This is a genomic window from Kushneria sp. AK178 (assembly GCF_053903105.1).
Genome location: NZ_CP096381.1, coordinates 1,003,692 through 1,017,363, shown reverse-complemented (window position 1 = coordinate 1,017,363; position 13,672 = coordinate 1,003,692). Strand labels below are relative to the sequence as shown.

Genomic DNA, 13,672 nt, shown 5'->3' with positions numbered 1-13,672 from the left:
AATGCAGACGCGAGCCTGCTACGCCAGTCCCAGCGCCTGCTGGACCTCGAGCTTTTGCATGATGAAATCGGCATGGTCGACGTACAACAATTCGGCAATCTTGCGCACGCGCGCCTCCTCCAGCGGGTCCAGCTCGCCATCGGCCCAGGCCACGCGCCAGAGCCGGCCGATCAGGGCGACCCGCTGGTCATAGCCGTATTCCTCCCGAATCAGGCGCACGAACTGGTAGTGGTCCACCGAGTCCTCGACCTGCTGGTGGGCCATGCCGACCAGGGTTTCCACCGCATCGTCATCCAGGTCGAACCGGCGCCGCAGCATGTCGCGCAGCGTCTGCTGCTCGGTGGCCTTCATGTCGCCATCGGCCCGCATGACCTCACACATCAGCGCCGCCACCGCCAGCTCCAGCGTCATCTCGTGGTCCTGCTCCCCCGGCGCGCGCCCGCTCATGCGCTCGAGAAACTCGTTGATGGTGCTTAGCATGCTGCTCTCTCCTGTCGGGAATAAACATGTCTCGTTATGCCACAGCCCGGTAGACAAGGTACAGACGCGCCTGCTCGCCGGACCGATGCAACGCTGGAGGATCAGGCAAATGACAGACAGTCATGATCACGGCAATGACCGGGGCAGCTTCCTATACTTTGGTCGTTATTTCGCAGCCAACCCAGGAGGTTAACGTGGCGAACACCATTAGCACCGTCAATCCGGCCACCGGCCAGATGATCCGGGAATTCGAGACCATCTCCGATGACCAGCTGCAGCAGAAGATCGAGCAGACGCACGAGGCGTTTCTCGACTGGAAACAGCGCTCTATCGAGGAGCGCGGCCGACTGGTCCGCCGGGTCGGCGAGCTGCTGGTCGAGCATCAGGATCGCCTGTCGAGCCTCATGACCGAGGAGATGGGCAAGCCGATCAGCCAGGCCCCGCCCGAGCTGGAACTGTGCAAGGGCATCTGTGACTACAGCGCTGACAACGCCGCCAGCGTTTTGGCCGACGAAGAGCGCGATCTGCCGGGCGGCCGCGCGCTGGTCACGCATCAGCCGATCGGCATCATCTTCGGCATCCAGCCGTGGAACTTCCCCTTCTATCAGGTCATTCGCTACACGATTGCCAACCTGATGGCCGGCAACACCGTGCTGCTCAAGCATGCGCCCAACGTCTGGGGCTGCGCCGAAGCGCTGGAAGAGATCTTCCGTGAAGCCGGTATGCCCGAGAACGTGTTCAACGTGCTCTACATCCGGGATGAACAGGCAAGCCAGGTCACCGAGCACCGTCTGGTCCGTGGCGTGACCTTTACCGGCAGCGCCGCCACCGGTCGCAAGGTCGCCGCGGCCGCCAGCGAACAGCTCAAGAAGACCGTGCTGGAGCTGGGCAGCAACGACGCCTACCTGGTGCTCGAGGATGCCGACATCGACAAGGCGGTGGAGACCTGCGTCACCGGTCGCATCACCAACAACGGCCAGACCTGTGTCGCCGCCAAGCGTTTCGTGGTCGTCGATGCCGTCTACGAGCAGTTCCGCGACGCCTTCGTCGAGAAAATGAAGCAGGTTGAATTCGGTGACCCGAGTGATGAAAACACCCAGCTCGGCCCGCTGGCCCGCAAGGATCTGCGTGACGAGCTCCACAAGCAGGTCAGGGAGTCCGTCGACAAGGGCGCTGTCTGCCTGACCGGCGGCGAAGTCCCCGACGTGGACGGCTTTTTCTATCCGTCCACGGTACTGGACAACGTCACGCCCGGCATGCCGGCCTACGACGGCGAGCTGTTCGGTCCGGTGGCGTCGCTGATCCGTGCCCGCGATGAGGAAGACGCGCTGCGCATCGCCAATGACTCGGTCTACGGCCTGGGCGGCGGTATCTTCTCCGAGGACGAGGAGCGCGCCGTACGTCTGGCCCGCGATCACTTCGACACCGGCATGGTCTGCGTCAACGGCTACTACATTGCCCAGCCCAACCTGCCCTTTGGCGGTGTGAAGGAGAGTGGCTACGGCCGTGAGCACGGCGGCTACGGCATGCTCGAATTCGTCAACACCAAGTCGCTGATGATCGCCACGCAGTAACGGTGGCCGCGAGCGGGTCGCAGGCGGCCCGCTCGTTTGTCATGACGGATAAAAAATGCCCCGGGGGTAACCCCGGGGCATTTTGCGTGGCGGCACTGTTTTTCAGCTCCTGTCAGGCAGCAATCAACGAAGCCCCAGGAAGGAAAGAATGAAAAGTACCACGACCACCAGACCGATCAGATAGATGATATTACGCATATGCCGTCCCTTGCTGTCATGATGGCTGACCCGAAGGCCAGACGCTGTGTGAACTACCGTTGATTATGTTCACATTAAGCCTGGTTCAAAACCGGGCGGTCAGCCAGCATTACCACGCCAGCCAGATCACATGGCGCGCGCCCTTGCCGGGACGAAGGGCGCGCACCGTATGCTCCTCGACACACAGTCCCGCGCGCTTGAGCCGCTCGCTAAAGCCCGGGTCACCCCCTGCCGACCAGACCGCCAGCACCCCGTCGGGGCGCAGTGCCCGCTGGATGGTCTCAAGCCCTCTGGCGCTGTAGAGACGGTCATTGTCGCGCTGGGTCAGCCCCTCGGGGCCGTTATCCACATCCAGCATGACGGCATCGAAATCCGCCTCGCTGCGCGCCAGCACATCGGCCACATCCTCGACGACAATACGACAGCGTGGATCCCGAATCGGATAGCCGGCCGCTGCCCCCAGCGGTCCGCGGTTCCACTCGACCACCCCGGGCACCAGCTCGGCGACCACCACCTCGGCATCAAGGCCCAGCGTTGCCAGCGCCGCCGCCAGGGTAAAGCCCATGCCCAGCCCGCCGACCAGCACCCGCACCTCGGGATGGTCGCATACCCGTTCACAGGCCAGCTCGGCCAGCGCGTCCTCGGAGCCGTGCAACCGCGTATTCATCAGCTCCCCGGGCTTGCCGGCGATCCGGATCGAGAACTCGTCGTTGCGCTGTAACAGCCGCAGCTGACCACCGTCGGGAATGTCGGCGGTATCGATTTCACACAGCTTGGCCATGGCATACCTGTTGGAAAAAGGGGGAAACGCAGCAACGCCCGGTCCTGCCGGTCGCCGATCATGGCGGACGGGGCTCAGTCGGCAAGGCCATACAGCGCCCGCTCTTCACGGCACTCGGGACCTGCCTCCTCGAAATCACGGCAGACCTGCGGGCGGTGCGGGTGAATGCTGCACAGCATGGTGTTGCGATCCACCGCCGCACACCAGCCCTCCTCGTCCTGGCGCATTACCACCCCGCCCCATTCGTCTTCGTCGACCAGGCCATGGGGCACGCCGCGGGCCAGGTCATCATCGTCGAGCATCACGAGCAGCCGACAGCAGCACGCCTCGCAGTTGAAGCAGCTGACGCCGTCAGGCGCCTCGAGGGTCTCAAGGTGGATATCACCGGACATGCCGCACAGCCATGGTTGATGGATATTGACCGGCCATTGTACACACCCGCAGCCGCGGCGGTTGCATTTACGACATCCGGTGACAGCGCGTCCCGACCGGCTGCGTGCTCCACAGGATGCACAGGATCAGCAGGACCTGTAGCGGCAGGCGCAGCAGCAGCGCTATCTCGGGCACATGGGGGAACCGCTCGGCGTGCCACCACATATAAACGTTGGCCGGCGTCACGCAGACGGTCAGCGCCACCAGACCGAGACCGGCAGCGCGACGATAGCGCGGCAACAGTAGACCGAGAGCCCCCAGCAGCTCGAACGCCCCGGTCATGAAGACCGCCGGCATTTTGAACGGCAGTGCCGGCGGAATGATCGAGGCAAACGCCGCCGGCCAGACAAAATGGGCGATGCCGCCGAGGAAAAACCAGCTGAAGACGATGGCAAGACCGAGGCGCTGACCTCGTGTCGCGGGCCTTGGGGGGCGATGCGTCATGGAAATACCTTCTCGAAGCGCTCGAGCACCAGCTCGGAGGCATCAGTAAACTCGACGCCCAGTCTGGCCGCCTCGTGCTGAAAAAAACGGACATGCTCACGATGCCACCAGGCGTAGGTGCCATCGCCCTCGCCTTCGAGGGCAGCGAAGGCAGGTGTCACCTCATCGAATCGACAGGTCGTGACAGACGTCAGCGCGACGATGCATACCGGCGCTTCAAGGCTGTCCAGTACGACAGTCAGTTGACCAACCGTCGGCAGCCGCTCATTGGCGGCCGAATACGACGCCTTCAAACTGCAGCTGGCCCGCTTGATTCCGGCGTTGATGAGGCGAGCGCATTCATCGGCCAACTCGGGAGTGTCACCGAACGCCTCCACAACGACGTTTGAAAAATCGTCATGGCCGAGCGACCCGCGACGCTCGTGGTAGCGTGCCAAAAAACGCTGCTGTGATGGTGTCACTTTTCTCTCTCCCACACGCCACCACCCGATGATCGGCCCGGCCGGTGCCCTGTCGATGGAATTAAAGTTCCGGTATTACCAATCCATACCGCATTCATTCACCCGCCGTCATTGAAAGATCCAGAACCAGCCACAGGCGATCCCGATGCTGAATACCGTTTTCAACCAGTGGCCCGGCATAGTGCCGGGTAAAGTAATCCCTTTGAACGTCAACCACCCTGAAACCGTGACGCTGATAAAAGCTCAATTGATGGCCGAAGCTCCCGGTACCCAGCACCAGGTGCCGGCATGCCTGCGTTCGGGCAGTACCGATGGCCGCTTTCAGTAAAAGCGTTCCAATCCCGCCCTGCTGTTGCGCCGGCATGACAACGATATTCAAGAGCTCGATCTCGCCGTGATGGCAGGCGCCCAATACACAGGCGCCCACTACCTGCCCGTCAACCACTGCTCTCAGACCAGCGCCATCTTCAGGATAGGCATCGATGAAAGTCTCCTCCGGGTCGGCCTCAAGCAGAAGCTGTCTCGGCAGGCTGGAGACAGGGACCTTTTCGATCAGGGGAGCATCGGTCGTCATGGTATTTCCAGATCGTTGCGTGCAATGCGTACATGGGCATGTTGCCGGACAACGATGCTACAATCGGCCATCGATTTCACCCTCTACACCCCGTCCGGCCCTGTTGGGTCCGGCTTCGGGTCTTGTCACGGGAACAGCCCTTTCATGTCGACCCCCAACTCGTCAGACAACGCCACGCGTCAGATTCTGGTCACCAGCGCCCTGCCCTATGCCAACGGCTCGATCCATCTGGGTCACCTGCTGGAGTACATCCAGACCGATATCTGGGTGCGCTTTCAGAAAAGCCGCGGCCACGAGTGCTACTACGTCTGCGCCGATGATGCCCACGGCACCGCCATCATGCTGCGCGCCGAGCAGGAGGGCATTACCTCCCAGCAGCTGATCGACCGGGTCAATGCCGAGCATCAGGCCGACTTCGCCCGCTTTGGCGTGGCCTTTGACAACTACTACTCGACCCACTCGGAAGAGAATCGCGTTCACAGCGAGCGCATCTATCGCGCCCTGCGCGACAACGGCTTTATCGCCACCCGGGATGTCGAGCAGATGTATGACCCCGAGCGCGGTATGTTTCTGGCCGACCGCTTCGTCAAGGGCACCTGCCCCAAGTGCCACGCTGATGATCAGTACGGCGACAACTGCGAGGCATGCGGCGCGACCTATACGCCGGCCGAGCTGATCAACCCGGTCTCGGCGGTCTCCGGGGCCACACCGGAGGTCAGAAGCTCGACCCATTACTTCTTCGAGCTGCCCAAATTCGAGCCGTTTCTCAAGGAGTGGACGCGTTCGGACCGCCTGCAGCCGCAGATCTCCAACAAGCTGCAGGAGTGGTTCGAGGCGGGGCTCAACGACTGGGACATCTCCCGCGATGCGCCCTACTTCGGCTTCGAGATTCCCGACGCCCCGGGCAAGTATTTCTATGTCTGGGTGGATGCGCCGATCGGCTACATGGCGAGTTTCCAGCAGCTCTGCGAGCGCGAAGGCATCGATTTTGACCGCTTCTGGAACCGCGACAGCACGGCCGAGCTCTATCACTTCATCGGCAAGGACATCGTCTACTTCCACGCGCTGTTCTGGCCGGCGATGCTCGAAGGCGCCAATCTTCGCACGCCCACCGGGGTCAACTGCCACGGTTTCGTGACCGTCAACGGCGCCAAGATGTCGAAGTCCCGCGGCACCTTCATCAAGGCCGAGACCTATGAGCAGTACCTGAACCCGGAGTATCTGCGCTACTACTTCGCCGCCAAGCTCACTGCCGGTGTCGATGATCTGGATCTCAACCTCGAGGACTTCGCCGCCCGCGTCAATTCGGACCTGGTCGGCAAGGTGGTCAATATCGCCAGCCGCTGCGCCGGTTTCGTGAAAAAATCCGGTGGCCGCCTGTCGGCGACCTGCGCCGAACCCGAGCTGGTGCAGCGCTTTATCGATGAAGGCGAGGCGATCGCCGCCGATTTCGAGGCGCGCGAGTTTGCCCGCGCGGTGCGACGCATCATGGCACTGGCCGATGACGCCAACGCCTATATCGCCGACAAGGCGCCCTGGGCGCTGGCGAAGGAGGAAGGCCGCGAGCAGGAGGTGCTCGACATCTGCTCGGTGGGCATCAACCTGTTCCGCCAGCTGGTGGTCTATCTGGCCCCCATCGTGCCGACACTGGCCGATGACGCCCGGGCGTTTCTCAATCTCGACACGCTTGACTGGGCCAGCCGCACCGCCGTGCTGCTGGATCATCCGATCGAGAAATTCAAGCCGCTGATGACCCGCGTGGACAGCGATAAAATCGATCAGATGATCGAGGCCTCGAAGGAGGATCTGGCGGTGGAGAAAAAGCTCAAGGACGATGCGAAGGCCGCTCAGGGGAGCGCCGCCACGGCACCGGGCGACGATGCCGGGCAGGCCCCGACGGCCGGGCTCGAGCCGATCGCCCCGGAAATCGCCATCGATGACTTTGCAAGGGTTGATCTGCGTATCGCCCGCATCGACCGGGCCGAATACGTTGAAGGCGCCGACAAGCTGTTGAAGCTCACCCTGGATATCGGCAGCGAGACCCGCACCGTCTTTTCCGGCATTCGCGCTCAGTACGCGCCCGAGGCGCTGGAAAACCGCCTGACCGTGATGATTGCCAACCTAGCGCCGCGAAAGATGCGCTTTGGCGTCTCCGAGGGCATGGTGCTGGCCGCCGGCGATGATAATGGCATCTATCTGCTCTCCCCCGACAGCGGCGCGGCACCGGGACAGCGCATCAGCTGATACCGGCGCCACCCGATCACAAGGGCGCCGACCTTCGAGGCGGTCGGCGCCCTTTTGCTCCTGCCCCCCGGCGACTTCAAAAATCACGACAGGTGCCGATATGTCCGTACCCTGACAAGGGTTGCCCGCGCCTCCCTGCCGGGTCATGTCAGGAGGAAAGGGATATCCGACGGCATGCATTCACTACGATTTCGCTTTTTGCTTTCCCTGGTGCTGGTGGCGTGTTTCGCCCTGCTGGCGCTGTGGGGCATTGCGCGATATCTGGTCTACCCCGATCTGCTCGCGCGTGAAAACGACTACGTGGCCCGGGAAATGGGCCGGGTGGAGAGCGCCTGGCAGAGTGACCTGAACAGGCTGGGCGCCGAGACACGCGACTGGGCCAGCTGGGACGATGCCTACGATTTCATGCGGGGTCGGGCCCCCGATTTTGCCGCGAGCAACTTCAGCCAGGAGATGTTCGAGGACATGGCGCACCTGATGATGATCTTCATGCGCCCGGATGGCACACCGCTGTGGATGGCCGGCTACAACCGTGACACCGACGACTACACTACCTGTGATACGGCGACCGGGCGCTGTCGCTGGATGTCCCCCATCTTCACGGTGATCCAGGAGCACGTGCGCCATCAGTCTCCCGAGCTGGACAAATGGCTCCTGAGCGTCCCGGCCCCCGCCATGATCGCTACCAGCCCGATCGTGCCCACCGTGCGCGGCGACGCCGCGCCGCTGGGCTGGCTGGCCGTGGTCCGCAGCATGGATCGCGTTTGGTTCGACGCCATTCGCGATCAGACCGGCGTCGACATCTCCATCGATCCCATCCTGCATCCGGACCTGATCGTCAAACCGCCCCCCATCGTTCGCATCAGTGACGACCGGCTGCTGGCGATTCGATGGCTCGACGCCGCGCCCGGCGATAACAAGCTCTCCCTGCAGGCCACGCTGCCGCGACAGGACTTCATGGCCAATACGGCCTCGTTCAGTTTCGCCATGCTCTGGACCATCGGCGTACTGCTGACCGTGATCGTGGTCATTCTGGGGCTGCTGGAGCGCATCGTGCTGGCGCCGACCCGAAGGCTGGCCCGCTTTACCCGGGAGCAGCGCCGGGAAGACACCCCCACGAACACCCTGCCGGTCAGCCTGATCGCCCGCCGCGACGAGCTCGGCAGCCTGGCACGCGAATTCCAGCATCTGTTGATGCATCAAAAGGCGCGCACCGACTCGCTGGAGCAGCTGAGCCGGCGTGATCATCTCACCGGATTGCTCAACCGCCGCTATCTCGACGACTATCTGCTCCAGTCACTGGCCGCGGCGCACCGGCATCAGCACGCCGTCGGGCTGATCATTATCGATATCGACCATTTCAAGGCCTATAACGACCACTACGGCCATCCGGAAGGCGATCACTGCCTGACGCGCGTCGCCCGCATCCTCGATCGCGTCGTCGATGACCAGGGCATCGTGGCTCGTGCCGGCGGTGAAGAGTTTATCGTCGTGCTGCCCAATGTGACGCGCAAGCACACCTGGCGCATGGCCGAGCAGCTGCGCCTGGCCGTGGCCGGTCTGGCACTGCAGCACGCGCCCTCACCGGTGGCCGACCACGTCACGATCAGTGTCGGCATGGCAATCAGCCTGCCCGAGGCGCCCTGCCAGCCGGCCGAGCTGATGCGGCTGGCCGATGAAAGCCTCTACCGCGCCAAGCAGACCGGTCGCAACAGGGTAGGCACCCGCCTCAGCGAGCCCGGGTATCAGTCCGACCCGCTTCAGCAGCGGTGAGTCTCCAACCCGGCGCCGGGTTCGAAGCACGGGCGTATTGCGCGTATAATGCCGCCATTTCCACGATCACCACTTTCGGGCCCGTCGACCACCTGCATGAGCGCCTCTGCCAGCATTACCGTTACCGATATTGATCATTTGCTGCCCCAGACCCAGTGCGGCAAGTGCGGCCACCCCGGGTGCCGCCCCTATGCCGAAGCCATTCTGGAAGGCGAGGCCATCAACCGCTGTCCGCCGGGCGGCGAGGCGACCGTGGTGCAGCTCGCCGAGATGATGGACCGCCCCGTCGTGCCGCTGGAGGTGGACGCCGAATCACCGAAGGCCGCCGTGATTCGCGAAGATGAATGCATCGGCTGCACCAAGTGCCTTCAGGCCTGCCCGGTGGATGCCATTCTGGGCGCTTCAAAGCAGATGCATACGGTGATCGAGGCGGAATGTACCGGCTGTGAGCTCTGCGTGGCGCCCTGCCCGGTGGACTGTATCGACATCATCGCCCACCCGGGCTGGCAGGCGGCCAGCACCGAGCACGAACAAAACGACTGGCTGGCGCGACGCGCCGAGCTGGGCCGCCGGCGCTTTGAACACCGCAACGCCCGGCTCGAGCGCCAGCGCGAGGAAAAGGACGCCCGCCGCCGCGAGCGCATGCGTGCGCGTCAGCAGCAGCGCCGCGAGGCGTCAGAGCCGACCGAACACGTGCCCTCCACCAGCGCGCCGGCGCCCTCGAAGCCCGCCGGCAACGCCCGGGCCAGAAAGGCGGCGATCAGCGCCACAGTGCGTCGACTGGAAAAGCGCCTGCGCCAGGACCCCACGAACCAGGAGGATCAAGACGCCCTGGCGCGCGCCCGCCAGCAGCTGGCCGATCTTCAGGCGCAGGGTGAGACCGGTACCGAGCCGGATGACACGCAGACCACCACTCCCTCAAGCAACCTCAACTCCCTGCGCATTGCCCGTTCGGCGGCCAGGCAGCGGCTGGCGCTGGCCAACCGGCAGCTGGCCCACGCCCGTCGCCAGGGCGGGGCGCAGGAGATCGAGGCAGCGCAGGCTCAGGTGACGCATGCCGAAAACACCTGGCAGGACGCCTGCCGGGCGCTGGATAACGCCGAGCGACACTGAATGCGCTACCGCCCCGTGACTCTATCCCTGGACCCGCATCGATGAACAACGACAAACGCCGCGAAATCTTTCGCCGCCTGCAGGAGGCCACTCCCGAGCCCACCACGGAGCTTGCCTGGTCGTCGCCCTTTGAGCTGCTGGTCGCGGTGGCCCTGTCGGCCCAGTCCACCGATGTCGGCGTCAACAAGGCCACCGCCCGGCTCTTTCCCGTCGCCAACACGCCACAGGCCATCGTCGATCTGGGCCTGGAGGGCGTGAAGGACCACATCAAAACGCTCGGGCTTTATAACAACAAGGCCAAAAACCTGGTGGCGATGTGCGAACTGCTGCTGCGCGATCACGACGGCGAGGTGCCCCGCACCCGCGCCGGGCTCGAGGCGCTGCCGGGCGTGGGCCGCAAGACCGCCAACGTGATTCTCAACACCGCCTTTAATGAACCCACCATCGCGGTGGACACCCACATCTTTCGCGTGGCCAATCGAACCAATCTGGCCCCGGGCAAGAACGTGGATCAGGTCGAACAGAAGCTTTTGAAGGTGGTGCCGCGGGATTACAAAAGAGATGCTCACCACTGGCTGATCCTGCACGGGCGCTATACGTGCGTGGCGCGCAAGCCGCGCTGCGGCAGCTGCGTGATCGAGGATCTGTGCGAATACAGGGACAAGACCGAGCTGGCCTGAGCCCGACTCAGGCCGATGGCTGTAGCTGTGTCTGATAGCGTGGTGTCATCTGCGGCCACGTCCAGGCGCTGATGTCGGGCGGTGCCGGGCACGAGTCAGGTGCACTCAGCCACTGTTCGAGACGTTCAATCAACGCCTCGCGACTGCCATCGTAGCGATACGGCTCGGCATAGTATTCGGGAAAACACAGCCGTTCGGGGACCAGCGGCACACAGCCGTGCTGCACGGCTTCCATCACGGCCAGCCCCTGAAACTCGTGCCAGGCGGTAGACACCACGATGCCGCCTTTCCCCAGCGCTTCCAGATAGCGTTCGCGCGTCTGATGGCCCCAGCAGGTAATGTGTCGGGCCAGGCGCGATCGGGCCTGCTCGAATACTTCGGGCGCGTTGCGAAAGACCTGCCCCATCACGACCAGTTCGAATTCGTGGCCGGCTCTGGACAGTGTCTCGAGTGCGGCAAAGAAATCCTCCGGGTTCTTATCGTACTCCCAGCGATGGTTCCAGACAATCCGCGCCGGCACGCCCGGCCCGGCCGTCGGTGGCGCCGACAGCGGCCACAGCGGCACCGGCAGGATTTCCGAGCGCGTTTTCAGCGCGTCCAGACGCGCCGGGGCCACCCGCTCGGGCATTTTCTTCAAAAAACCGGTCACGCCCTCAAAAAAGCTGTCCCGGTTCCACCGGCTGTTGAACAGCACCCGGTCGGCGGCCAGCGCGCTGTAGAGATTGACCATCAGGGGTTCGATGCGCGGCGTCTGGTCCTGCCCCAGCGGATAGGCGAACTGGTTTTCATGGAAATAGACCACCCGCCGGGCCCGGCCCAGATGCGGATAGAGGCCGACCAGGGTGGCCAGATCCACCAGCGAGGTCGCCACAATCAGATCAAAGGACTGCGACAGCGTGGCGTCATGCTCGCTCATGAAACTCAGCGGGTTGCCGCGCACGCGCCACTGGAAATGACGCGGCGCCAGCTCGATGAGATGCCAGTCGATCGCGTCCAGATGCGCCATCAGGCCGCGCACCCAGTAGCGATGGCTGTCGGCGGCGTAGGCCGAGAGTAACAGCGCTTTCAAGACAGCCGTACCGGAAGTAAAGGAACAGACATGACAGGGCCCTTTCAGATCAAAGGAGCCCATTGTAGGGATATCGCAGTGGCATCGACCATGGCCGTGCGGCTTAGCCGCTGCAGGCCCTGTCAGATATTGAACTCGATACCGTCATCGGAGAGCGCCTGCCAGGCGGCGGCACAGGTAAAAAAGACCCGCGGGCGATGATCGCTCATGAAGGCCGTATGGCGCAGCTGGTCGCGTACCGGGCCACGCAGCTCGGCCAGATGCAGCGCGATGCCCTGTGCGGCCAGACGCTCGTCGAGCGTTTCAAGGGCGTGAAGTGCAGCGCCGTCGATATGGGTGACACTGCTGAGCACCAGCACCATGTCGGTGACCCGGTCACGCTCGGAGAGATGCTCGTTGATCCAGCGCTCCAGCGCGCCCATGTTGGCAAAGTGCAGGTTGGCATCCGGTCGCACCAGCATCAGATGCGGCAGACGCTCGACATCGAAGCGCTCGCAGTTGCGAAAGCCGCCGTCGGGCAGCTGGCCGATCTCGGCAATATGGGGCCGGCTCGCCCGCGCCAGCAGCAGCGCCAGCGCAATCCCCACGCCGACCAGCAGCCCCTGCATGACCCCCAGCAGCAGCACCCCGGTAAAGGCGGCCAGCCAGGCCAGGCCATCGGCACGTGAATAGCGCCAGGCCCGCCACAGCGGGCCGGGATCGACCAGCGGGATGGCTGCCTGAATGACGATCGCCGCCAGTACCGCCTGCGGCAGCGGCGCGAAAAGCGAGGTGGCAAACACCAGCACCACCATCAGCGCCAGCGCGGCAAAAAGCGATGACAGCGGCGTTTTCGAGCCCGCCTGCTCGTTGACCACGGCACGCCCCAGCCCGCTGGTGACCGGGAAGCCGCGCGTCAGGGCCGCCAGCAGATTGGCCGCGCCCAGCACCCAGAGCTCGCGCTGCGGATAGAGCCGCTCGCGATGTTTCGCCGCCAGCGTCTGCGCCACCGAAATGGCACTGACGTAGTTGATCAGCGCGATGCCAAGCGCCGGCAGCCACAGCGCTTCCATACCGGCAAGCGACAGGGCCGGCAGCGTCGGCAGCGGCAGGCCGGCGGGAATCTCTCCAACCCGTGACAGCGCCCCGGACCACAGCGGCGCCAGCACCAGTGCCAGCACCAGCGTGATCAGCGGACCGGTCTTGCCCAGCACCGTCGCCACCGTCTCCGACAGGCCCAGACGCTGCAAAAGGGGCGCCAGCCATCGACGCATCAGCAGCAACAGCACCATGGCACTGCCGCCAAACAGTGCCGCGCCCGGTGTGATCCCGCCCAGCGACCGGGCCAGCGTCAGCAGTCGCTCGATGGCGTTGCCGGCAGCGCTATCGATACCCAGCAGATCGCTGGTCTGGGACAGCACAATCATCAGCGCCGAGGCGGTGGTAAAGCCCTGCATCACGCTCGGGCTAACGAAATCGATCAGACGCCCCAGCCGACAGACATGGATCAGCAGCAGCCAGCCGCCCACCAGCGCCGCCAGCAATGCGGCGTGTTCGGCATAGGAAGATAACGGTATATTAGCGCCGCGCAGTGTCTCGCCGACCAGCAGCGAGGTCAGCGCCATGGGGCCCATGGCGATCACGCGACTGGTGCCGAACAGCGCATACAGCACCAGCGGCGCCAGTGCCGTGTAGAGGCCGGCCTGGGCCGGCAGCCCGGCCAGGGTGGCATAGGCCATGCCCTGGGGGACCAGCAGTGCGGCCGTGATCAGGCCGGCAATCAGATCGCTGCAGCGATCCCCTGTCGAGAGCTGTTGCCAGCGCGAGACGGCCGGCAACAGCACGGGTCTACCGGTATCGGGCATGCGTC

General features: G+C 64.0%; 13 protein-coding genes. 5 read left to right on the top strand and 8 right to left on the bottom strand.

The features are described 5' to 3' along the window. Positions 1–18: 18 nt before the first annotated feature. Positions 19–480: a tellurite resistance TerB family protein gene (locus M1D97_RS04570; RefSeq protein ID WP_456269561.1), complete on the bottom strand. Its 462-nt coding sequence runs from the start codon at positions 478–480 to the stop codon at positions 19–21. A 194-nt stretch (positions 481–674) separates the two neighbouring features. Between M1D97_RS04570 and M1D97_RS04565 the strand changes: the two genes are divergently transcribed. After that, the gene (locus M1D97_RS04565) at positions 675–2,054 is read left to right on the top strand and encodes an NAD-dependent succinate-semialdehyde dehydrogenase (RefSeq protein WP_456269560.1); all 1,380 of its coding nucleotides are present in this window, start codon (positions 675–677) and stop codon (positions 2,052–2,054) included. 307 nt (positions 2,055–2,361) lie between these two features. Here M1D97_RS04565 and M1D97_RS04560 read toward each other — a convergent pair whose 3' ends face one another. From M1D97_RS04560 to M1D97_RS04540, 5 genes are all read right to left on the bottom strand, one after another. Further along, the gene (locus M1D97_RS04560; RefSeq protein WP_456269559.1) at positions 2,362–3,033 is read right to left on the bottom strand and encodes a spermine/spermidine synthase domain-containing protein; all 672 of its coding nucleotides are present in this window, start codon (positions 3,031–3,033) and stop codon (positions 2,362–2,364) included. 74 nt (positions 3,034–3,107) lie between these two features. After that, complete coding sequence (locus M1D97_RS04555) at positions 3,108–3,425, bottom strand: YkgJ family cysteine cluster protein (protein ID WP_456269558.1); 318 nt, start codon at positions 3,423–3,425, stop codon at positions 3,108–3,110. Between the two features lie 67 nt (positions 3,426–3,492). Further along, complete coding sequence (locus tag M1D97_RS04550; RefSeq protein WP_456269557.1) at positions 3,493–3,909, bottom strand: DoxX family protein; 417 nt, start codon at positions 3,907–3,909, stop codon at positions 3,493–3,495. After that, entirely contained in the window at positions 3,906–4,370 is a 465-nt protein-coding gene (locus M1D97_RS04545; RefSeq protein ID WP_456269556.1) for an ASCH domain-containing protein, read from the bottom strand. Before M1D97_RS04545 ends, M1D97_RS04550 begins: the two co-directional genes overlap by 4 nt. 94 nt (positions 4,371–4,464) lie before the next feature. Further along, entirely contained in the window at positions 4,465–4,944 is a 480-nt protein-coding gene (locus M1D97_RS04540; protein WP_456269555.1) for a GNAT family N-acetyltransferase, read from the bottom strand. A gap of 144 nt (positions 4,945–5,088) precedes the next feature. Here M1D97_RS04540 and metG point away from each other — a divergent pair, with 144 nt between their 5' ends. From metG to nth, 4 genes are all read left to right on the top strand, one after another. Continuing rightward, positions 5,089–7,188: a methionine--tRNA ligase gene (metG, locus tag M1D97_RS04535; RefSeq protein ID WP_456269554.1), complete on the top strand. Its 2,100-nt coding sequence runs from the start codon at positions 5,089–5,091 to the stop codon at positions 7,186–7,188. Between the two features lie 174 nt (positions 7,189–7,362). Continuing rightward, positions 7,363–8,961: a sensor domain-containing diguanylate cyclase gene (locus tag M1D97_RS04530; RefSeq protein ID WP_456269553.1), complete on the top strand. Its 1,599-nt coding sequence runs from the start codon at positions 7,363–7,365 to the stop codon at positions 8,959–8,961. 96 nt (positions 8,962–9,057) lie between these two features. Continuing rightward, on the top strand, positions 9,058–10,074 hold the full coding sequence (gene rsxB, locus M1D97_RS04525; protein WP_456269552.1) for an electron transport complex subunit RsxB: 1,017 nt from the start codon (positions 9,058–9,060) through the stop codon (positions 10,072–10,074). Positions 10,075–10,115: 41 nt separating this feature from the next. Next, positions 10,116–10,754, top strand: a complete 639-nt coding sequence (gene nth, locus M1D97_RS04520; protein ID WP_456269551.1) for an endonuclease III — start codon at positions 10,116–10,118, stop codon at positions 10,752–10,754. 7 nt (positions 10,755–10,761) lie between these two features. On the opposite strand, the gene M1D97_RS04515 is transcribed toward nth, so the two are convergent. Both M1D97_RS04515 and M1D97_RS04510 read right to left on the bottom strand, forming a co-directional pair. Next, positions 10,762–11,823, bottom strand: coding sequence for a tRNA-queuosine alpha-mannosyltransferase domain-containing protein (locus M1D97_RS04515; protein ID WP_456269550.1), 1,062 nt, complete (start codon positions 11,821–11,823; stop codon positions 10,762–10,764). A 122-nt stretch (positions 11,824–11,945) separates the two neighbouring features. Continuing rightward, positions 11,946–13,667 carry a SulP family inorganic anion transporter gene (locus M1D97_RS04510; protein WP_456269549.1) on the bottom strand — a complete coding sequence of 574 codons (1,722 nt, stop codon included), beginning with the start codon at positions 13,665–13,667 and terminating at the stop codon, positions 11,946–11,948. Positions 13,668–13,672 lie beyond the last annotated feature (5 nt).